We start from the raw sequence: 19959 nt of genomic DNA, 5'->3' as shown, positions 1-19959 counted from the left end.
GGCGGGCGCTACCGTCCCCGGCATGACCACCACCGAGGTACAGCTCGAACCCTGGACGGACGCCGACCTCGCGCTGCTGCGCCGGGTGAACACCCCGGAGATGAAGAAGCACGTCGGCGGGCCGGAGACGGAGGAGCAGCTGCTCGTCCGGCACGGCCGCTACCTGGACTTCGTCCCGTCCGGGCTGGGCTGCATGTACCGGATCGTGCTGCTGCCCGAGGGCGAGGCCGTCGGCACGGTCGGCTACGGCACCCGCAGCTGGGACGGCGGGACCGTGCACGAGATGGGGTGGAACGTGCTGCCCGAGCACCAGGGGCGCGGCATCGCCGCGACCGCCACCCGGGCCGCCGTCGCCGCCGCCCGGCGCGAGGCCGCGCACCGCTTCCTGCACGCCTTCCCCTCGGTGGACAACCCCGCCTCCAATGCGGTCTGCGCGAAGGCCGGGTTCACGCTGCTCGGCGAGACGGAGTTCGAGTTCCCGCCCGGTCGGTTCATGCGCAGCAACAACTGGCGGGTGGACCTGCGGGGTTGAGGCCTGCGGGGTTGGGACCTCCGGGCACGGGTGTCTCAGAAGAGGGTGCCGCTCTCCAGCTCCAGCAGCCAGCGCTTGCGGTCCACACCCGCGGCGAACCCGGTGAGCGCGCCGCCGGCGCCGAGCACCCGGTGGCAGGGGCGCACGATCAACAGCGGGTTGGCACCCACCGCGCCGCCGACCGCCCGGACCGTCCGCGGCGACTGCCCGGCCAGTTCGGCGAGTTGGCCGTAGGTCACGGTCGTGCCGTACGGGATCTCGTCCAGCGCGGCCCAGATCCGGCGGCGGAACTCGGTGCCCTCGGGGGCGAGCGGGAAGTCGAAGGTGGTGCGGTCGCCCTTGAAGTAGGCGGTCAGCTGGGCGACCGGCTCGGCCAGGGCCTCGGGATCGTACTCCCAGTCGTCGGCGGGCTCGGCCAGCGCGTACTTCTGCCCGGGCGCGGTGACCGTGGCCAGGGCCGCGGGGCCGCCGTCCTCGGGCAGCGCGCCGCTGAGCAGCAGCGGGCCGAACGGGCTCTCCATGGTGGTGTAGACGGTGGTGCTCATGCCGGGTCGTTCTCCGTTCCGGTGTTCGTGCTGGTGCTGGTGCTGGTGCTGAGGATGGTGCTGGTGCTGGGGATGGTGCTGTCGGCGCTCGCGGGGCCGGCCCACAGGCGGTGGACGGCGTAGGAGCGCCACGGGGCCCAGGCCTCGGCGGCGTGGGCGGCGGCCTTGGCGTCGCCGGGGGCGCCGAGCCGGAGGAGGCCGTGCTTGACGCCGATGTCGGTCGGAAGGAAGACGTCGGGGTCGGCGAGGGCGCGCATCCGCAGGTAGCCGACCGTCCAGGGGCCGATGCCGGGCAGCGCCAGCAGCCGGGTGGCGGCCTCCTCCCGGTCGACGCCGCCGTCCAGGCGCACCACGCCCTCCGCCAGCGCGGCGCACAGGCCGGTGAGCGCCCGGCGGCGGGCCGCGGGCATCGCGAAGTCCTCCGGGTCGGCGGTGGCCAGCACCGCCGCCGAGGGGAAGAGCAGCCGCAGTCCGCCGCTCGGCTCGGGCAGCGCGGCACCGTACTTCTCCGCGAGCCGGCCCGCCAGGGTGCGGGCGGCGCCGACGGTGATCTGCTGGCCGAGCACGGCACGGACGGCGAGCTCGTGCGGCTCCACGTGGCCGGGCGAGCGCAGGCCGGGGCGCTCGCGGACCAGCGGGCCGAGCACCGGATCAGCGCCGAGCTGCTCGTCCACGGTGTCCGGGTCGGCGTCCAGGTCGAACAGGCCGCGCAGGCGCTGGACGGCGGTCGGCAGGTCGCGCAGGTCGGCGAGCAGCAGGCGGCAGTCGAGCCAGCCGCGGGTGCGCGGGTCCTGCGGTGCCAGGCCGTCGACCTCGGCGATGCCGTGCCCGTACGGGAGCGCGAGGGTGCGCCGGTAGGTGCGCACCCCGGGGCGCGCGCCGGGTACCACCTCCTCCACGCCGGGGACGGCGCGCAGCTCCAGGAAGTCGATCAGGTGGTCACTGTCCAGCGCGCCGCGGTAGGCCAGGCGCAGGGTGAGCCCGCCGGCCGGGGTCGCCGTGCGGCGGCCGGACACCACCTCGGCGCGCAGGCCGCTGGGGGTGCGGTCGTAGACCTCGCGCACGGTGTCGTTGAACTGGCGGACGGAGGCGAAGCCGGCCGCGAACGCGATGTCGGTGACGGGGAGTTCGGTGGTCTGCAGGAGCAGCCGGGCGGTCTGGGCGCGGCGGGCCCGGGCCAGCGCGATCGGGCCGGCGCCGAGCTCGGCGGTGAGCTGGCGCTGGAGCTGCCGGGCGCTGTAGCCGAGGCGGTCGGCCAGGCCCGCGACGCCCTCGCGGTCCACCACGCCGTCGCCGATCAGGCGCATCGCGCGGCCGACCAGGTCGGCGCGGTGGTTCCACTCCGGGGAGCCCGGCACCGAGTCCGGGCGGCAGCGGCGGCAGGCCCGGAAGCCTGCGCCCTGGGCGGCCGCGGCGCTGGGGTAGAAGCGGCAGTTGGCACGTTTGGGGGTCACGGCGGGGCAGCTCGGCCGGCAGTAGATGCCGGTGGAGGTGACCGCCGTGAAGAAGACGCCGTCGAAGCGGGCGTCGCGGCTGTCCACGGCTCGGTACCGAATGTCGTCGTCGATCACGTTGTCCAGTTTGCGGGATCGGAGGAGGGGTGACTGGCGGGAATCGGACATTGCCGTTGGGGGGCTTCCCCCTCCCCTCCCCTCCCCCTCCCCCTCCCCCACCCTCCCGCCGCCACCACCCACCACCCACACACCCACCACCGGGTCCGGCTCCATGCCCGGCTCCACGCCGGGCCCCGCCCGGCTCCGCCTCGGCCCGCCCCCGCACTGGCCGGCCGCCGGCCGCCGGCCGACCGGTCAGTGCGGGGCGTCACGCTCGGGCTCGCCGGGCGGACGCTGGGCCATGGAGCTGCTGAACCGCTGCGCCGAGGACGGATCCGGTCAGCGCTTCACCGGACCGCCTGCCGCACGCATCGACTTGGTGATCGCCTTCCACTTGTTCAGCCGGGCCTTGGCGACCCGGGCGTCGGTGCGCGAGGCGATCCACTCGTTCTCGCGCTGGAGCTTGAGGTAGCTGTCCATCCGGCGCTGCGGCAGGGTGCCGTCCTCCAGCGCCGCGCGGACCGCGCAGCCGGGCTCGCTGTGATGGCTGCAGTCGTGGAAGCGGCAGCCCTCGGCCAGCTCGGCTATGTCGGCGAAGGCCAGGTCCACCCCCTCGCCACCGTAGAGGCCGACCTCGCGCAGCCCGGGGGTGTCGATGAGCACGCCCCCGCCGGGCAGCGGTATCAGCTCGCGGGTGGTCGTGGTGTGGCGCCCCTTCTGGTCGACCTCGCGGGCTTCCTGGACGGTCATCACGTCGGCGCCGACCAGCGCGTTGGTGAGCGTGGACTTGCCCACGCCGGACTGGCCGATCAGCACCGTGGTGCCGGGGGCGCAGGCGCGGAGCACGTCGATGCCCTCGCCGCTCTCCGCGCTGACCACCAGCACGGTGACGCCCGGTGCGACGGATTCGACGTCGGCCCGGATGAACTCGGCGTCGTCGACCAGGTCGGCCTTGGTGAGGACGACCAGCGGTTCGGCGCCGGACTCCCAGGCCAGGGCCAGGAAGCGCTCGATCCGCCCGAGGTCGGGATCGGCCGCGAGCGAGGCGGCGATCAGTACGGTGTCGACGTTGGCCGCCAGCACCTGGCCGTCGGAGCGCTTGCCGGCCACCTTGCGGATGATCGCGGTGGAGCGCGGCAGCAGCGCGGAGACGGCGGCCATCGGCTGGGCGTGCAGGTCGACGGCGGCCCAGTCGCCCGTGCAGGGGCAGTTGATCATGTCGGCGTCGCCCACCGGCCGGGTGTCGAGCCGGACGGTGCGCAGCTCGCCCGTCTCCGGGTCGGCCAGGACGGCGTCGCACTGGCCGCGGTCGACCCGGGTGATGCGGGCGGGGAGCAGGCCGGCCTCGGCGAGCGGGACGAAGAGCTCGTCGAGCTCGGGCGTCCAGCCGTAGCGGGCCAGCGGGGAACTCTCGGTGGGGAAGGAGGAGGAGAACAGCGAAGTGGAGGCAGCGTTGAACAACGCAGTGGCCCTTCGGGAGGAGATGGTCCCGGCGGGCTACGGCTGGCGCGGAAGGCTCAGCCGGCGGCCGGGAAGAGGTGGTGAACGCGCGTGCTGCCCAGGGCAGCTATCGGGGCGACAACGACCACGGGGTTCACCTCCTGCTCTCTACTCCTCGGGCGGCCCAATGGCCCCCGAACCGATGTGTCACACGCTAGCGGGGCGGGCGGTTGGGGCCAACCTATTTTTGACCTGCGGAAATGCGGCAGGGAGGGGTTGCAGCGGGCCAACATTGGCCCGGCCGCAGGACGGCGCACGACGGACGATGCGCGACGGACGACGCACGACGGACGACAGAGGACCCACGACGCACGACGCACGACGCACCGACCCGCCGCTACCCCCCGTAGCGGTGCTTGAGGTTCGGGTCGTCCAGCCACCACGGCCGCATCCCGCCCTCGTCCTCCTCCGGCCGCCCCGCCGCCCGGTCCTGCGCGGCCTGCGCCTCGAAGCGGGCGTCCAGCTCGGCGTCCACGGCCTTGATCTCCTCGCGCCCCTGCACCACCATCCGCCGCACCAGCGCGGCCAGGAACGGCAGGCCGACGAGGTCGCCCAGCACCCAGAAGGCGTTGCCGCCCCAAGTCTGGTCCTGCGCCAGGCTCGGCCCCCAGGGCCGCCCGAGCGCCACGTAGTAGTGCTCGGCGACGAGGTGCCCGCCGTAGATCAGCACGATCCCGAGCCCCGCGTCGAAGATCACCTCGGCGAAGGTGATGAACAGCCCGACCAGGTGCGGGTACTCGTGCCCGACCGGGTCGAGCTGCAGCCGCGGCCAGAAGTAGGCGAGGCCCAGCAGCACCAACGCCAGGTGCAGCACCAGGTTGCCGACACCGCTGGAGACCGACCACTCGTACCAGGGCGTGAAGTAGAGGAGCCACGGCGGCGCCATCAGCAGCGCGGTGGAGACCGCGGGGAACATCAGCACCTTGGAGGGTCGGCTGCGCAGCGCCCGCAGGATCCGCTCCCGCCGGTGCTCCGGCGAGGACCGGACCAGCAGCGAGACGGGGGCGCCGAGCGCGAGCAGCAGCGGGACGACCATGAGCAGCAGCACGACCTGCACGGCCCGGTCGGTGAACAGGACGCGCTCGTACACCCCGAGGCCGGAGCAGGTGCACCAGATCCACAGCAGCAGCCCGCCGAGGAAGGCCGCGGTGCGGGTGGGCTGCCAGCGGGCGCCGTCGCCGCGGTTCGCGGTGCGCACCGCGGCCAGGTACCAGCCGCCGAGCAGCAGCGACAGGGCGAGCACCACCGGTTCGAAGGTCCAGGAGGTGGCCAGGTCGGACCACTGCCACGCGGGCGGTCCGCCGTACGCGAGCACCCGGGCCCCGTCGGCCAACCCGCCGGCCAACGCGCCGTCCACCGCGCCGTTCATCCGTCCGCCCACCTCATCCCTACCGCCGCAGGGGCCGCGGCGCCCGGCCATGATGGCCTTCCCGACGCCGTCCGCCGCAGCCGGGGCCCACCTCTATACCCGGACCTGAACAAAGCTTTGCCAAAGCCGAACAAAGCTTTGCCCAGGCAAAGTTCTGCCCATGGCGACCCCGGAGGCGCAACCGGCGCGAGCCCGCTCCCGTCTGGCAGGATGCACCGTCGGCGATACCGGCCACGTGGGTGACAGCAAGGGGACGACAAGAGGTGCAAAGCACTGCACGCGGCGAGGGCCGGCGGCTGGCCGCGCGCCACCGCAACATCGAGCTGGGCCTGCTGGCGCTCGCGGTGGCCGTCTGCCTGGCCGGACACATCGACGCCTCGCTGGCGATGACCGACAAGCTGCCGCCCGGGCTCCTCGTCCACGGCCTGTCCCTCGGCGCGCTGGTCGCGGTGGCGCACCTGGCGGTGCGCCGGTTCGCACCGTACGCGGACCCGCTGATCCTGCCGCTGGGCGTGTTCCTGACCGGCTTCGGGCTGGTGCTGCTGGACCGGCTGGACTTCAGCTACAAGGCCGCGCACGCCGCCAAGGGCGACTACCAGAAGCTCCCGGCCGCGCCGGGCCAGCTGATGTGGACGTTCATCGCGGTGGCGGCGGCGCTCGCGCTGATCGTCTTCGTCAAGCACCACCGCTTCTTCCAGCGCTACGTCTACGTGCTGATGGCGGGCGCGCTGATCCTGCTGACCGCGCCGATCTTCTCGCCGACCGACAGCTTCGGCGCCAAGCGCTGGATCAAGCTCCCCGGGCTGCCCTCCTTCGAGCCGGACGAGTTCGTGAAGGTCGCGATCACGATCTTCTTCGCGGGCTACCTGATGGCCTCCCGGGACGCCCTGGCACTGGCCGGGCGGAAGGTCTGGGGGATGACCCTCCCGCGCGGGCGGCACGCCGGACCGGTGCTGGCGATCTGGGCGGTCAGCCTGATGGTGCTGATCTTCGAACGCGACCTGGGCACCTCGCTGATCTTCTTCGGCGTCTTCGTCGTGATGCTGTACGTGGCGACCGAGCGCACCAGCTGGGTGGTGCTCGGCCTGCTGATGGCGGTCGGCGGCGCGGCCGTGGTCGGCACCGTGGAGCCGCACGTGCACGGACGCGTCGAGGCCTGGCTGCACCCGCTCGACTACTTCCCCCCGGTCAACAACCAGGCGATCTCCGCACAGCCCGCCGAGGCCCTGTTCAGCCTCGGCACCGGACACATGACCGGGACCGGCCTGGGCTCCGGCCGGCCGTGGCTGATCGGCTTCGCCGGGCGCAGCGACTTCATCTTCACCACCATCGGCGAGGAACTCGGCCTGGCCGGGGTGACCGCGATCCTGCTGGTGTACGTGCTGCTGATCCAGCGCGGGCTGCGCACCGCGGTCGGCCTGACCGACCCGTTCGGCAAGCTGCTGGCCACCGGCCTGTCGGCGGCCCTCGCGCTGCAGGTGTTCGTGGTGGTCGGCGGCGTGAGCGGGCTGGTCCCGCTGACCGGCAAGGCGCTGCCCTTCCTGGCGGCCGGCGGTTCCTCCCTACTGGCGAACTGGCTGATGGTCGCCCTGCTGATCAAGCTGAGCGACTCCTCGGGGCGCACCGCCATGGACCCGGCCCCGACCAGCCCGGAGCCGCTCCCGGCGCAGGCCGTCCCGGCCGAGCGGGCGGCGGCCGGCACTCCGGCCTCCGCCACCCCGGGCGGGACCCTGGGGGCGGGCGAACCGCTGGCCGCGGGCCTGGACCCGCTGCCGGGCACCGGGCCCGACCCGGCGGGCCCGTCGTCCGCGCCGTCCGCGCCGCCCGGCCCCGGCCACGCGGACCCGGGCGCCCCCACCGAGCTGCGCCCCTCCTTCGGCCACGCGCCCGGCGCGCCCCGGCCCGACGGACCGCAGCACGGCGGAACGCTGCCCGGCACCCCCCAGTACGGCGGTCCGCAGTTCGGCGGTCCGCAGCACGGTGGCCCCCAGCACGGTGGAGCGCAGGCGTCGTACGGCTACCCGCCGATCAACGAGCAGTCCACCCACGGCTACGGCCACCCGCAGCAGCCCCCGTACCCGCAGAACCCGACGATCGGCTGACCCCACCGGCACACCCCGGCCCCACCGGCACCCACCGGCACACCCCGCCGGCCGGCCGTCAAGGTCCCGTCAAGGTGCCGCAGGCCCCCGCCGACCGGCCCGGACCGCCCTCGGCACGATTCGTACACAAGTCGAACACCGGCCGACCGCCGTCAGCGCAACCGACAACGCGACCGGCAACGCAGAGGGCCTCCCCCGCACCCGCGAGGGAGGCCCTGCCCGTACCAAGCCGCCGCCACGGCCGTGCCCCTACCGTGCCACTACCGCGCCACTACCGCTGCTCCCACGGCGGCTGCGGCGGCCTGGGCGGGTACCCCGGCACCTGCTCCGCCCCCGGCCCCGCACCCGGTCCCGCACCCGCCCCCGGCCGCTCCGGCGGCGGTGGGGAGGGCCGGTCGCTGTCCGGCGGCGGCGGGGCGGGCCGGTGGTGCGGCCCGGGCCGGGCGGTGAGCCGCGCGCGCACGTTGTCGGCGGCCAGCACGTCGGCCCACCGCTCGGGGTACTCGGCGGGCACGTCGACGTCGTCGCCGTCCTCCTCGCCCCACTCCTCCTCGACGCCCTCGGCCAGTCCGAGTTCGCGGGCCCGCCGGGCCCGTTCGACGGCCCGGCGGGCGGCGACCTCGCGGACCACCGCGGCGGCCGCCTCCTCGTGGGCGCGCTCGTTCTCGGCGCGGGCGTCGGCGGTCTCCAGGGTGGGCCAGCGGCGGTCTATGGCGGCGTTCATGGCGGCGCCGATGAGTACGGCGAGGGCCACCACGAAGATCCACAGCAGGACGGCCACCGGCGCGGCCAGCGAGCCGTACACCGAGGGGCCCTCGACCGAGCTGACCAGGTAGAGCCGCAGGCCGACGCTGCAGAAGACGAGGACCACCAGGGCGACCAGCGCGCCGGGGATGTCCTCGCGCCAGGGCGTGGAGACCGGCACGGCCAGGTGGTAGAGGGTGGTGAGGGAGACGATCAGCAGCAGGATGGCGACCGGCCAGTAGGCGGCGCCGACGAGCCCGGCGGCGCCGGGGACGGCGTTCTCGACCAGTCCGGGCCCGGCCATCAGCAGCGGCAGCACCAGTGAGCCGATCACCAGGGCGCCGAGGTAGAGGCCGAGCGACAGCAGCCGGGTCTTGACGATGCCGCGCTTGCCGTCCAGCCCGTACATGACGGTGATGGTGTCGATGAAGATGTAGAGGGCCCTGGAGCCGGACCACAGCGACAGCAGGAAGCCGATCGAGATCAGGTCGGGCCGGGCCTGGTCGAAGACCTGGCTGAGCAGCGGTTTGACGACCTCGTTGACGGAGGAGTCGGACAGGACCGTTCCGGAGGCCGAGACGATGTCGTGCTTGAGCCGCTCGATGGTGCCCGCGCCGAGGAACCCGTCGAGGTAGCCGAGGGTGGCGGCGAGGCCGAGCAGCAGCGGCGGGATGGACAGCAGGGTGAAGAAGGCCGCCTCGGCGGCGAGGCCGGTGACCCGGTACTCGACGCAGGTGTTGGTGGTGTCCTTGACCAAGTCCCACGCCGTGCGGCGCCACAGGCCCTGTTTGGCCGCGCGCCGGGAGCCCTTGCCCCGGCGCCGGGAGGGCCGTTCGGGGTTCGGTCTGCTCGTATCGCCTGCTGCTTGCACAGGGCTAACGGTATCGGGCCGGGTCGCTCCGGTTGATCTCCCCCGGGGTGCGGGCGCGTGCGCCCCGGCCGTGCGGGCTGCCGTCCGGGCACGTGCGCACCGCCGCGTCGGCCGCCGCACCGGACCGCGGTCCGAGCGCCCGTCAGGAGGCCCGGCCGGGAGCGGCGGGAACGCCCGGGCGTCCCAGATGCCGAAACTCCGGAGTCCAGTATGCGGATGTTAGTGGACCGCGAGTCCCGCGCCGTGCGAATCTCTTGCCATGCCTAGCGCCGGAACCACCCTAGTAGGTCGACTCCACGTCGATCTCCTTCGCGTGTCCAGCGCCATCTGTCCGGTGACCTGAGCTCCCACCCCGCCGCACCACCGCACCCGGCGCCGTCCACCCCGCCATCCCCGCACGAGCGGATGCGCAGGCGCCCGCCCGGCCCGGTCAGCTGCTCTCCCGGCCCTGAGAAACCCGCAGGTCACAGCAGCGATCGCACGGCCGAGCACGCCCCGCGACCCACCCGGCGCCAGCGCCACCTGCCTAGAAGGACTTCACCATGGCCACCTCTCCCGAGACTGCCGAGCCCACGGCCGACCGCCCGGTCGCGCCCCGCCCCGCCGCGGCTCGCAAGGTGACCCGCCACCGCGGCGAGGGCCAGTGGGGCATGGGGCACTTCACCCCGCTGAACGCCAACGAGCAGTTCAAGAAGGACGACGACGGTCTCAATGTGCGGACACGTATTGAGACGATCTACGCGCACCGGGGCTTCGACTCGATCGACCCCGCGGACCTGCGCGGCCGGATGCGCTGGTGGGGGCTCTACACCCAGCGCAAGGAGGGCATCGACGGCGGCAAGACCGCGATCCTGGACCCGCACGAGCTGGACGCCGAGTACTTCATGCTCCGGGTGCGCATCGACGGCGGCCGGCTGACCGTCGCCCAGCTGCGCGCGGTCGCCGAGGTCTCCGAGCAGTACGCCCGGGGCACCGCCGACCTGACCGACCGGCAGAACATCCAGTACCACTGGATCCGGATCGAGGACGTCCCGGCGATCTGGCAGAAGCTGGAGGCCGTCGGCCTGTCCACCACCGAGGCCTGCGGCGACACCCCGCGCGTCATCCTCGGCTCGCCGGTGGCCGGCATCGCCGAGGACGAGATCATCGACGGCACCCCGGCCATCGAGGAGATCCAGCGCCGCTTCATCGGCAACAAGGACTTCTCCAACCTGCCGCGCAAGTTCAAGAGCGCGGTCTCCGGCTCCCCGCAGCTGGACGTCGCCCACGAGATCAACGACGTCGCCTTCGTCGGCGTGGTCCACCCCGAGCACGGGCCCGGCTTCGACCTGTGGGTCGGCGGCGGCCTGTCCACCAACCCCAAGCTCGGCGTGCGCCTGGGCGCCTGGGTCCCGCTGGACGAGGTCGCCGACGTCTACGGCGGTGTCATCGGCATCTTCCGCGACTACGGCTACCGGCGCCTGCGCAACCGCGCCCGGCTCAAGTTCCTGGTCGCCGACTGGGGCGTGGAGAAGTTCCGTCAGGTCCTGGAGGACGAGTACCTGAAGTACCGCCTCGTCGACGGGCCCGCCCCGGCCGAGCCCGCCGCCCGCTGGCGCGACCACGTCGGCGTCCACAAGCAGCAGGACGGCCGCTACTACATCGGCTTCGCCCCGCGCGTCGGCCGGGTCGACGGCAAGCTGCTCGGCCGGATCGCCGACCTCGCCGCCGCCCACGGCAGCGACCGGCTGCGCACCACCGCCGAGCAGAAGATGCTGGTCCTCGACATCGCCGAGGAGCACGTCGACTCGGTGGTGGCCGGCCTGGAGGAGCTCGACCTGCGGGTCACCCCCTCGCCGTTCCGCCGCGGCACCATGGCCTGCACCGGCATCGAGTACTGCAAGCTCGCCATCGTCGAGACCAAGGAGCGCGGGCGCACCCTGATCGACGAACTGGAGCAGCGCCTGCCGGAGTTCGCCGAGCCGCTGACCATCAACATCAACGGCTGCCCGAACGCCTGCGCCCGGATCCAGGTCGCCGACATCGGCCTCAAGGGCCAGCTGGTCACCGACGAGCACGGCGAGCAGGTCGAGGGCTACCAGGTCCACCTGGGCGGCGCGCTCGGCCTGGAGGCCGGCTTCGGCCGCAAGGTCCGCGGCCTCAAGGTCACCAGCGCCGGCCTGCCCGACTACGTCGAGCGCGTGCTGACCCGCTACCAGGCCGACCGCGCCGAGGGCGAGCGCTTCGCCCAGTGGACGGCCCGCGCCACCGAGGAGCAGCTGTCGTGAGCGAGCGCAGCGAGCGAACCGGTAGGCAGGGCGTTGTTCGCGAAGCGAACGCCGAGCGGAGCGAGGTGGGCGATGAGTGAGCGAGCCGCGCCGTTCTTCTGCCCGTACTGCGGGGACGAGGACCTGCGCCCGTCCGAGGCCGGCCACGGCGCCTGGGAGTGCCACGGCTGCCGCCGCGCCTTCCAGTTGAAGTTCCTCGGCCTGCTGTCACCGACCAACGGGGGTGCGTCGCATGACCGACCGGGCCACGACTGACCACGAGGAGCTCGCCGTCCGGGCCGGCCGCGAGCTGGAGGAGGCCACCCCGCAGGAGGTGCTGCGCTGGGCCGCCGACACCTTCGGCGAGCGGTTCTGCGTCACCTCCTCGATGGAGGACGCGGTGGTCGCCCACCTCGCCTCCTCGGTGTTCCCGGGGGTGGACGTGGTGTTCCTGGACACCGGCTACCACTTCCCGGAGACCATCGGGACCAGGGACGCGGTCGCCGCGACCATGCCGGTCAACGTCATCACGCTCACCCCGCTGAGGACGGTCGCCGAGCAGGACGCCGAGCACGGGCCGCGGCTGCACGACCGCGACCCGGACCTGTGCTGCGCGCTGCGCAAGGTCGAGCCGCTCAACCGCGGCCTGGCCGGCTACGACGCGTGGGCGACCGGGCTGCGCCGCGACGAGTCCCCGACCCGGGCGAACACGCCGGTGGTCTCCTGGGACCCGAAGCGCCGCAAGGTCAAAATCGCCCCGATCGCCCGCTGGACGCAGCAGGACGTGGACGCCTACGTCGCCGCGAACGGCGTGCTGCTCAACCCGCTGCTGTGGGAGGGCTACCCGTCCATCGGCTGCTCGCCGCTGTCCTGCACCCGCAAGCCGGGCGAGGGCGAGGACGCCCGGGCCGGCCGCTGGTCCGGCTCCGGCAAGACCGAGTGCGGCATCCACCTCTGAGGCCCCCGGCCTCCTGACCGTCCGTCAACCACCGCGTAAGGAACGAACCGTGACAGCTCACACCCCGGCCGCCGACGGAGCCGCAGAGGCGGCCCCCGCGGCCGCCCCCTGCGAGCGCGGCGCCACCGTGTGGCTGACCGGGCTGCCGAGCGCGGGCAAGACCACCCTGGCCTTCGCACTGGCCGGACGGCTGCGCGCCGAGGGCCACAAGGTCGAGGTGCTGGACGGCGACGAGATCCGCGAGTTCCTCTCCAAGGGCCTCGGCTTCTCCCGCGAGGACCGGCACACCAACGTCACCCGGATCGGCTTCGTCGCCGAGAAGCTCGCCGCCAACGGCGTCAAGGTGCTCGCCCCGGTGATCGCCCCGTTCGCCGACTCCCGCACCGCGGTGCGCGAGCGGCACGCCGCGGCCGGCACCGAGTTCCTGGAGATCCACGTCGCCACCCCGGTCGAGCTGTGCGCCGAACGGGACGTCAAGGGCCTGTACGCCAAGCAGGCCGCCGGGGAGATCTCCGGCCTGACCGGCGTCGACGACCCGTACGAGGCCCCGGCCGCACCGGAGTTGCGCCTCCAGACGCAGGGCCGCGCGGTCGCCGAGTCCGCCGCCGAGCTGCACGCCTTCCTGACCGAGAGGGGTCTGGCATGACCACCGCGACCGACAGCCCGGTCCGCACCCAGGACGCCGGCCAGGATTCAGGGGGGCCCTTCGCGCTGTCCCACCTGGACGCGCTGGAGGCCGAGTCGGTGCACATCTTCCGCGAGGTCGCGGGGGAGTTCGAGCGCCCGGTGATCCTGTTCTCCGGCGGCAAGGACTCCATCCTGATGCTGCACCTGGCGCTCAAGGCCTTCGCGCCGGCCGCCGTGCCCTTCTCCCTCCTGCACGTCGACACCGGCCACAACTTCCCCGAGGTCCTCGCCTACCGCGACCGGACCGTCGCCGAGCACAACCTGCGCCTGCACGTCGCCCACGTCCAGGACTTCATCGACGACGGCCGACTGCGCGAGCGCCCCGACGGCACCCGCAACCCGCTGCAGACCGTGCCACTGCTCGACGCCATCGAGACCAACCGCTTCGACGCGGTGTTCGGCGGCGGGCGCCGCGACGAGGAGAAGGCCCGCGCCAAGGAGCGCGTCTTCTCCCTGCGCGACGAGTTCGGCGCCTGGGACCCGCGCCGCCAGCGCCCCGAGCTGTGGTCGCTGTACAACGGCCGCCACGCCGTCGGCGAGCACGTGCGGGTCTTCCCGCTGTCCAACTGGACCGAGCTGGACGTCTGGCAGTACATCGAGCGCGAGGGCATCGAACTCCCCGAGATCTACTACGCCCACGAGCGGGACGTCTTCGCCCGCAGCGGCATGTGGCTCACCGCCGGCGAGTGGGGCGGCCCCAAGGACAGCGAGCCCGTCGAGCGGCGCCTGGTGCGCTACCGCACCGTCGGCGACATGTCCTGCACCGGCGCCGTCGACTCCGACGCCACCACCATCGAGGCCGTGATCGCCGAGATCGCCGCCAGCCGCCTCACCGAGCGCGGCGCCACCCGCGCCGACGACAAGCTGTCCGAGGCCGCGATGGAAGACCGCAAGCGCGAGGGGTACTTCTAATGAGCACCACCAGCACGACCGTCGGGACCAGCGCCACCTCCCTGCTGCGCTTCGCCACCGCCGGCTCCGTCGACGACGGCAAGTCCACCCTGGTCGGCCGCCTGCTGCACGACTCCAAGTCGGTGCTCGCCGACCAGCTGGAGGCCGTCGAGCACGCCTCCCGCAGCCGCGGCCAGGAGGCACCCGACCTCGCGCTGCTCACCGACGGCCTGCGGGCCGAGCGCGAGCAGGGCATCACCATCGACGTCGCCTACCGCTACTTCGCCACCCCCCGGCGCCGCTTCATCCTCGCCGACACCCCCGGGCACGTGCAGTACACCCGCAACATGGTGACCGGCGCCTCCACCGCCGAACTCGCCGTCGTCCTGGTCGACGCCCGCAACGGCGTGGTCGAGCAGACCCGCCGGCACGCCGCCGTCGCCGCCCTGCTGCGGGTGCCGCACGTGGTGCTGGCCGTCAACAAGATGGACCTGGTCGACTACGCCGAGCCGGTGTTCGCCGCGATCGCCGCCGAGTTCACCGCCTACGCCGCCTCGCTCGGGGTCAAGGACGTGCTGGCCGTCCCGATCTCCGCCCTCGCCGGGGACAACGTCGTCGAGCCGTCCGCGCAGATGGACTGGTACGGCGGCCCGACCCTGCTGGAGCACCTGGAGACCGTCCCGGTCGGCAGCGACCCCGGCGCGGAGCCCGCCCGCTTCCCCGTCCAGTACGTGATCCGCCCGCAGACCGAGGAGCACCCCGACTACCGCGGCTACGCGGGCCAGCTGGCCTCCGGCGTGCTGCGCGTCGGCGACCCCGTCACCGTGCTGCCCTCCGGCCACACCACCACCGTCGCCGCCATCGACGCCCTCGGACGGGAAACGGACCTCGCCTGGGCCCCGCAGTCGGTCACCGTCCGCCTCGCCGACGACCTCGACATCTCCCGCGGCGACCTCATCACCGCCGGAGCCTCCCCCGCCCCCACCAAGGACATCGAGGCCACCGTCAGCCACCTCAACGAGCGGCCGCTGCGCGCCGGGGACAAGGTGCTGCTCAAGCACACCACCCGCACCGTGCGCGCCCTCGTCAAGGAGATCACCTACCGCATCGACATCGACACCCTCGAACAGCGCTCCGGCACCGAGGGGTTGAACGTCAACGACATCGGCCACGTGAAGCTGCGCACCGCCGAGCCGCTGGCCCTCGACGACTACACCGACAACCGCCGCACCGGCTCGTTCCTGCTGATCGACCCGGCCGACGGCACCACCCTCACCGCCGGCATGGCGGGCGAGGCCTTCGCCACCGTACGCACCGACGGCGCGCCCGGCGCGCCCGAAGAGGAGGACTGGGTCTGATGCCCAGCGAGGCGTTCTCGGGCATGGACAAGGAAGGCGGCCGCATCGGCAGCGGCGTCCTCGGCAGCGGCCAGGGCGGCTTGACCCGATGTGCGGGCCGACGGGGCTGAGAACGCCCCGTCACCGGGCCGCTCCCCACGGCCGCCCGGCTTGCCCGGCACACCCCCTGCCGCAAGCGCCACCTTCCCACCGTCCGCCCGGGACCGCTTCCTGACGGTCCGTCCGCGAACAGGACCCACCATGGCACCGCACCAGGCACCCTCGTACCGCACCCCCTCCGATCGGCCCGCCCGCCCCAACGCCGGCCGGATCAGACGCACGGCCGCGGCCGCCGCCGCCGGCCTGACCGCCGTCGCCCTGCTGTCGGCCTGCAGCTACGGCTCCAAAGCCGACACCAAGGCCGACACCGCGGCCACCGTGGGGAGCTCGGCGTCCGGCCCCAAGCTCACCGCGGACACGGTGAAGATCGGCTACTTCGCCAACCTGACCCACGGCACCCCGCTGGTCGGGCTCCAGGAAGGCATATTCCAGAAGGAGTTGGGCGCCACCCAGGTGAAGACCCAGGTCTTCAACGCGGGCCCGGCGGAGATCGAGGCGCTCAACGCCGGATCGATCGACATCGGCTGGATCGGCCCCTCCCCGGCGATCAACGGCTACACCAAGTCCGACGGCAAGTCCTTGAAGATCATCGGCGGTTCGGCCTCCGGCGGGGTCAAGCTGGTGGTCAACCCCGAGAAGATCGGCTCGCTGGACGACCTCAAGGGCAAGAAGATCGCCACCCCGCAGCTGGGCAACACCCAGGACGTGGCGCTGCTCAACTACCTGGCCGGCAAGGGCTACAAGGTCGACGCGGCGTCCGGCGCGGGCGACGTCTCGGTGGTGCGCACCGACAACAAGGTCACCCCCGACGCCTACCGGCAGGGCTCCATCGACGGCGCCTGGGTGCCCGAGCCCACCGCCTCCAAGCTGGTCACCCTCGGCGCGAAGGTCCTGCTCAACGAGAAGGACGTCTGGCCGGACAAGAAGTTCGTGATCACCAACATCATCGTCTCGCAGAAGTTCCTCAAGGAGCACCCGGACGTGGTGGAGGCCGTGCTGCGCGGCTCGGTGAACACCAACGCCTTCATCAAGGCCAACCCCGACAAGGCCAAGGCCGACGCCAACGAGGCGATCAAGAAGGAGGCCGGCAACGCGCTGGAGCCGGCCGTCCTCGACCCGGCCTGGTCCGACATCGACTTCCTGGACGACCCGCTGGCGAACACCCTCCAGGCCGAGGCCGACCACGCCGTCACCGCCGGGCTCCTCAAGAAGCCCAACCTGAACGGCATCTACGACCTCACCCTGCTGAACAAGGTCCTCGCGGCCAAGGGCCAGGCGCCCGTGGCGGACGCCGGACTCGGCGCCAAGTAGCCCGGCGCCCCGCAGCTCCGCGGTCCGGCCCCCGCCCGCCCGGTCGATCCCCGATCGATGCCCACCGGGCCGGGCGGGGCCGGACCCGGCCTCCCGCTCCGCAGCCCCCGCCAGCCCCGCCAGACCACTCACGCAGGAGGTGCCCGGATGACCCCGGCACTGACCACCTCGGCGGACGCCCCCGGCGCCGACGCCACCGGCGGCACCCCCGCCGTCCGGATCTCGCACGTGCACAAGTCCTTCGGCCGCCCGGGCGCCGCCACCCACGTGCTGGACGACATCACCCTCGACGTCGCGCCCGGCGAGTTCGTCACCCTGCTCGGCGCCTCGGGCTGCGGCAAGTCCACCCTGCTCAACCTGGTCGCCGGCCTCGACGCGCCCACCCGCGGCAGCATCGAGGTGTCCGGCGGCCGCCCCGCCCTGATGTTCCAGGAACACGCCCTGTTCCCCTGGCTCACCGCCGGGAAGAACATCGAACTGGCCCTCAAGCTGGCCGGCGTCCCCCGCCCCGAACGCCGGGCCGAGGCCGAGCGCCTGCTCGAACTCGTCCGCCTGAACGGCGCGTACGGCAAGCGGGTGCACGAGCTGTCCGGTGGCATGCGCCAGCGCGTCGCGATGGCCCGCGCCCTCGCCCAGGGCAGCAAGGTGCTGCTGATGGACGAGCCGTTCGCGGCCCTCGACGCCATCACCCGGGACGTCCTGCACGACGAGATCACCCGGATCTGGGCCGAACGGCAGCTGTCCGTCCTGTTCGTCACCCACAACGTGCGCGAGGCCGTCCGGCTGGCCCAGCGCGTCGTGCTGCTCTCCTCCCGCCCCGGCCGGGTCGCCCGGGAGTGGCGGATCGACCTTCCGCAGCCGCGCCGCATCGAGTCCTCCGGCGTCGCCGACCTGTCCATCGAGATCACCGAAGAACTGCGTGGGGAGATCCGTCGCCATGGCCAGCACTGACACCGCTCCCGTCGTCCTGGACAAGAACCCCGTCTCCGACAGCGTCTCCGACAGCGCCGACGTCGGCGCCGGCCTGGACGCCCTCGACTCCGTCACCGCCCGGCGCAGCTCGCTCGGCGAGGTGCTGCGCGGCAAGGCCCTGCCGCCGCTGATCGGCGTGCTGGTGGTGCTGGCGCTGTGGCAGGGCGCGTACAGCCTGCACCTCACCTCCTCGTACAAGCTGCCCAGCCCCACCGACGTGTGGCACTCCCTCCAGGACCTCTGGTACCAGGGCACGCTGTTCTCGATCATCTGGACCAGCGTCTGGCGCGGCCTGTCGGGCTTCCTGCTCGCCGTCGTCATCGGCACCCCGATCGGCCTGGTCGTCGCCCGGGTCAGGCCGGTGCGCACCGCGATCGGCCCGGTCCTCCAGGGCCTCCAGTCGCTGCCCTCGGTCGCCTGGGTGCCGGCCGCCGTCATCTGGCTCGGCATCAACGACCAGATGATGTACGCGGTGATCCTGCTCGGCGCCGTCCCGTCCATCGCCAACGGGCTGGTGGCCGGCATCGACCAGGTCCCGCCGCTGTTCCTGCGGGCCGGGCGCACCCTCGGCGCCACCGGCCTGACCGGCGCCCGCCACGTGCTCATCCCCGCCGCGCTGCCCGGCTACCTGGCCGGCCTCAAGCAGGGCTGGGCGTTCTCCTGGCGCTCCCTGATGGCCGCCGAGCTCGTCGCCTCCTCCCCCGACCTCGGCCGGGGCCTGGGCCGGTTCCTGGAGGACCAGCGCGAGTTCTCCGACATGTCCGGGGTGCTGCTCGGCATCATCCTGATCCTGTTCGTCGGCATCGCCATCGAACTGCTCGTCTTCACCCCGGTCGAACGCCGGGTGCTGCGCAACCGCGGCCTGCTGGCCTCCGGCAAGTGAGGCGGCCGCCGGTGCCCGCCCTCCTGCTCATCGCCCACGGCAGCCGCGACCCGCGGCACGCCGCGACCGTGGCCGCGCTGGTCCGGGAGGTGCGGGCCCAGCGGCCCGCCCTGGAGGTCGCCACCGCCTACCTGGACCACTGCGCGCCGCGGATCCCCCAGCTGGTCGGGCGGTCCGGCCGGTTCGGGCGGGCGGCGGACGCGGTGGCCGTCCCACTGCTGCTCAACCGGGCCTTCCACGCCAAGCACGACATCCCCGCCGCGCTGCGCGCCACCGGCACGGGCCTGCCGGTGGCGGACGTGCTGGGCCCCTCCCCGCTGCTGCTCGCCGCCCTGGACCGCCGGCTGGCCGGGGCCGGGCTCGACGTCGGCTCCGCGGCGGTCCGCGCCCGTACGGGGGTGGTGCTGGCCGCGGCCGGCTCCTCCGACCCGGCCGCCGACGCGGCCACCCGCCGGGTCGCCGCCGAGTGGCGCCGCACCCGCGGCTGGGCCGCCGTCGAGGTCGCGTACGCCTCGGCGGCGGGCCCGCGCGTGCCCGACGCCCTCGCCGCCCTGCGCGCGGCCGGCGCCGAGCGGACCGCCGTCGCCCCGTACCTGCTGGCCCCGGGCCTGCTGCCGGACCGCATCGCGGCGGCTGCGGCGGGCGCGGACCTGGTCGCCGACGTCCTCGGCGCCGCCCCGGAGCTGGCCGCACTGCTGCTGGAACGCTACGACCGGGTCCGCCGGGCGGCGGCAACGGTTCCGGCGCTGAGCGCCTGAGCCGGAGTCCGGCTCAGCGCGCCTCTGTCTCCGCCCGGTGCACGTACGCGGCGATCTCGGCGGCTTCCCAGTGCCGCGCCCGCTCGAAGTGCCGACCGGTCCGGGCCGCATGCTCCTGCTGGTGACGCGCGACGGCGGCGGTGATCACACTCAGTGGCACGGTCCCGCCCGGGTCCACGACGGCGGCTTCGACCCATTCCCGGAGGAGGACGCCCGGCTCGGTCTCCCGCTCCTGCGCCCGTCGTCGCACCTCGTCCATCACCGGCTTGGGCAGCCGCAGCCAGGTGGTGATCATCGCCGGCTCCGGGGCCGGCGGCTCGGCGTCCATGACCTGGCCCCCGGCCAGTTCGCGCGTCCCGCCGTACCCGGCGATCGCTTCGAGCTCCGGCTCGTCGGCCATCCACCACTCCCATCGAGCCACCGGGCCTCTCCCGTCTCCTGGGCCGCAGCGTGCCAGCGGCCCGCACGCCGGGCCAGCCGCACCCACTCGGGCGGGTGACGGCTCGCGGCAGCACCGAGGGCGGGGGCCGCCGGGGGGCGGGGGGCCCCCCCGGGGGGGGGGGGGTTTGAAAAAAAACAA

19 protein-coding genes are annotated in these 19959 nt (G+C 73.6%); 13 read left to right on the top strand and 6 right to left on the bottom strand.

The features are described from left to right. Window positions 1-22: 22 nt before the first annotated feature. A complete protein-coding gene (locus tag ACFC1T_RS19510) occupies window positions 23-532 on the top strand; it encodes a GNAT family N-acetyltransferase (RefSeq protein ID WP_375890161.1) in 510 nt (169 codons plus the stop codon). A 35-nt stretch (window positions 533-567) separates the two neighbouring features. Here ACFC1T_RS19510 and ACFC1T_RS19505 read toward each other — a convergent pair whose 3' ends face one another. The 4 genes from ACFC1T_RS19505 to ACFC1T_RS19490 all read right to left on the bottom strand — a co-directional run bounded on the left by ACFC1T_RS19505 (window position 568) and on the right by ACFC1T_RS19490 (window position 5499). Then, window positions 568-1077, bottom strand: coding sequence for a methylated-DNA--[protein]-cysteine S-methyltransferase (locus ACFC1T_RS19505; protein WP_375890160.1), 510 nt, complete (start codon window positions 1075-1077; stop codon window positions 568-570). Continuing rightward, window positions 1074-2699 (bottom strand): DNA-3-methyladenine glycosylase 2 family protein, encoded by a 1626-nt coding sequence (locus tag ACFC1T_RS19500; protein WP_375890158.1) that lies wholly within the window; start codon window positions 2697-2699, stop codon window positions 1074-1076. The genes ACFC1T_RS19505 and ACFC1T_RS19500 overlap by 4 nt, the downstream gene beginning before the upstream one ends. A gap of 270 nt (window positions 2700-2969) precedes the next feature. Next, window positions 2970-4091 carry a ribosome small subunit-dependent GTPase A gene (gene rsgA, locus ACFC1T_RS19495; RefSeq protein WP_375890156.1) on the bottom strand — a complete coding sequence of 374 codons (1122 nt, stop codon included), beginning with the start codon at window positions 4089-4091 and terminating at the stop codon, window positions 2970-2972. Window positions 4092-4467: 376 nt separating this feature from the next. After that, entirely contained in the window at window positions 4468-5499 is a 1032-nt protein-coding gene (locus tag ACFC1T_RS19490) for a cytochrome c oxidase assembly protein (RefSeq protein WP_375890154.1), read from the bottom strand. Window positions 5500-5762: 263 nt separating this feature from the next. Between ACFC1T_RS19490 and ACFC1T_RS19485 the strand changes: the two genes are divergently transcribed. Then, window positions 5763-7601, top strand: coding sequence for an FtsW/RodA/SpoVE family cell cycle protein (locus ACFC1T_RS19485; protein ID WP_375890152.1), 1839 nt, complete (start codon window positions 5763-5765; stop codon window positions 7599-7601). Window positions 7602-7872: 271 nt separating this feature from the next. Here the strand turns inward: ACFC1T_RS19485 and ACFC1T_RS19480 are convergent, their stop codons facing one another. Beyond that, complete coding sequence (locus ACFC1T_RS19480) at window positions 7873-9216, bottom strand: YihY/virulence factor BrkB family protein (RefSeq protein ID WP_375890150.1); 1344 nt, start codon at window positions 9214-9216, stop codon at window positions 7873-7875. Window positions 9217-9475: 259 nt separating this feature from the next. On the opposite strand from ACFC1T_RS19480, the gene ACFC1T_RS19475 reads away from it, so the two are divergent. The 11 genes from ACFC1T_RS19475 to ACFC1T_RS19425 all read left to right on the top strand — a co-directional run bounded on the left by ACFC1T_RS19475 (window position 9476) and on the right by ACFC1T_RS19425 (window position 19379). Then, window positions 9476-9559, top strand: coding sequence for a putative leader peptide (locus tag ACFC1T_RS19475; protein ID WP_310593185.1), 84 nt, complete (start codon window positions 9476-9478; stop codon window positions 9557-9559). Window positions 9560-9758: 199 nt separating this feature from the next. Continuing rightward, complete coding sequence (locus ACFC1T_RS19470) at window positions 9759-11483, top strand: nitrite/sulfite reductase (protein ID WP_375890149.1); 1725 nt, start codon at window positions 9759-9761, stop codon at window positions 11481-11483. Between the two features lie 72 nt (window positions 11484-11555). After that, window positions 11556-11738 carry a hypothetical protein gene (locus ACFC1T_RS19465; protein WP_375890147.1) on the top strand — a complete coding sequence of 61 codons (183 nt, stop codon included), beginning with the start codon at window positions 11556-11558 and terminating at the stop codon, window positions 11736-11738. Then, window positions 11716-12420, top strand: a complete 705-nt coding sequence (locus ACFC1T_RS19460) for a phosphoadenylyl-sulfate reductase (RefSeq protein WP_375890145.1) — start codon at window positions 11716-11718, stop codon at window positions 12418-12420. Before ACFC1T_RS19465 ends, ACFC1T_RS19460 begins: the two co-directional genes overlap by 23 nt. Window positions 12421-12469: 49 nt before the next feature. Then, window positions 12470-13066: an adenylyl-sulfate kinase gene (gene cysC / locus ACFC1T_RS19455; protein ID WP_375890144.1), complete on the top strand. Its 597-nt coding sequence runs from the start codon at window positions 12470-12472 to the stop codon at window positions 13064-13066. After that, the gene (cysD, locus tag ACFC1T_RS19450) at window positions 13063-14019 is read left to right on the top strand and encodes a sulfate adenylyltransferase subunit CysD (protein ID WP_375890142.1); all 957 of its coding nucleotides are present in this window, start codon (window positions 13063-13065) and stop codon (window positions 14017-14019) included. The genes cysC and cysD overlap by 4 nt, the downstream gene beginning before the upstream one ends. Further along, on the top strand, window positions 14019-15356 hold the full coding sequence (locus tag ACFC1T_RS19445; protein WP_375890141.1) for a sulfate adenylyltransferase subunit 1: 1338 nt from the start codon (window positions 14019-14021) through the stop codon (window positions 15354-15356). Before cysD ends, ACFC1T_RS19445 begins: the two co-directional genes overlap by 1 nt. A gap of 240 nt (window positions 15357-15596) precedes the next feature. After that, entirely contained in the window at window positions 15597-16766 is a 1170-nt protein-coding gene (locus ACFC1T_RS19440) for an aliphatic sulfonate ABC transporter substrate-binding protein (RefSeq protein WP_375890139.1), read from the top strand. Window positions 16767-16913: 147 nt separating this feature from the next. Beyond that, entirely contained in the window at window positions 16914-17717 is an 804-nt protein-coding gene (locus ACFC1T_RS19435; protein WP_375890137.1) for an ABC transporter ATP-binding protein, read from the top strand. Then, entirely contained in the window at window positions 17704-18621 is a 918-nt protein-coding gene (locus tag ACFC1T_RS19430) for an ABC transporter permease (RefSeq protein ID WP_375890136.1), read from the top strand. The genes ACFC1T_RS19435 and ACFC1T_RS19430 overlap by 14 nt, the downstream gene beginning before the upstream one ends. A gap of 11 nt (window positions 18622-18632) precedes the next feature. Then, window positions 18633-19379, top strand: a complete 747-nt coding sequence (locus ACFC1T_RS19425) for a sirohydrochlorin chelatase (protein ID WP_375890135.1) — start codon at window positions 18633-18635, stop codon at window positions 19377-19379. Between the two features lie 13 nt (window positions 19380-19392). Here ACFC1T_RS19425 and ACFC1T_RS19420 read toward each other — a convergent pair whose 3' ends face one another. After that, the gene (locus tag ACFC1T_RS19420) at window positions 19393-19779 is read right to left on the bottom strand and encodes a hypothetical protein (RefSeq protein ID WP_375890133.1); all 387 of its coding nucleotides are present in this window, start codon (window positions 19777-19779) and stop codon (window positions 19393-19395) included. Between the last annotated feature and the right edge of the window lie 180 nt (window positions 19780-19959).

The sequence above is a fragment of the Kitasatospora sp. NPDC056076 genome (assembly GCF_042266305.1).
Taxonomy (GTDB): Bacteria; Actinomycetota; Actinomycetes; order Streptomycetales; family Streptomycetaceae; genus Kitasatospora.
This window is presented reverse-complemented; position numbering and strand designations above follow the sequence as displayed.

What these genes read in the sequence shown, in the direction of transcription:
- ACFC1T_RS19465 (WP_375890147.1), top strand. Translation starts at nt 11,556, where the DNA reads ATGAGTGAGCGAGCCGCGCCGTTCTTCTGCCCGTACTGCGGGGACGAG.
- ACFC1T_RS19435 (WP_375890137.1), top strand. Translation starts at nt 16,914, where the DNA reads ATGACCCCGGCACTGACCACCTCGGCGGACGCCCCCGGCGCCGACGCC.
- ACFC1T_RS19420 (WP_375890133.1), bottom strand. Translation starts at nt 19,779, where the DNA reads ATGGCCGACGAGCCGGAGCTCGAAGCGATCGCCGGGTACGGCGGGACG.
- ACFC1T_RS19505 (WP_375890160.1), bottom strand. Translation starts at nt 1,077, where the DNA reads ATGAGCACCACCGTCTACACCACCATGGAGAGCCCGTTCGGCCCGCTG.
- ACFC1T_RS19440 (WP_375890139.1), top strand. Translation starts at nt 15,597, where the DNA reads ATGGCACCGCACCAGGCACCCTCGTACCGCACCCCCTCCGATCGGCCC.
- ACFC1T_RS19500 (WP_375890158.1), bottom strand. Translation starts at nt 2,699, where the DNA reads ATGTCCGATTCCCGCCAGTCACCCCTCCTCCGATCCCGCAAACTGGAC.
- ACFC1T_RS19470 (WP_375890149.1), top strand. Translation starts at nt 9,759, where the DNA reads ATGGCCACCTCTCCCGAGACTGCCGAGCCCACGGCCGACCGCCCGGTC.
- ACFC1T_RS19510 (WP_375890161.1), top strand. Translation starts at nt 23, where the DNA reads ATGACCACCACCGAGGTACAGCTCGAACCCTGGACGGACGCCGACCTC.
- ACFC1T_RS19475 (WP_310593185.1), top strand. Translation starts at nt 9,476, where the DNA reads ATGCCTAGCGCCGGAACCACCCTAGTAGGTCGACTCCACGTCGATCTC.
- ACFC1T_RS19445 (WP_375890141.1), top strand. Translation starts at nt 14,019, where the DNA reads ATGAGCACCACCAGCACGACCGTCGGGACCAGCGCCACCTCCCTGCTG.
- ACFC1T_RS19490 (WP_375890154.1), bottom strand. Translation starts at nt 5,499, where the DNA reads ATGAACGGCGCGGTGGACGGCGCGTTGGCCGGCGGGTTGGCCGACGGG.
- cysD (WP_375890142.1), top strand. Translation starts at nt 13,063, where the DNA reads ATGACCACCGCGACCGACAGCCCGGTCCGCACCCAGGACGCCGGCCAG.
- ACFC1T_RS19430 (WP_375890136.1), top strand. Translation starts at nt 17,704, where the DNA reads ATGGCCAGCACTGACACCGCTCCCGTCGTCCTGGACAAGAACCCCGTC.
- ACFC1T_RS19460 (WP_375890145.1), top strand. Translation starts at nt 11,716, where the DNA reads ATGACCGACCGGGCCACGACTGACCACGAGGAGCTCGCCGTCCGGGCC.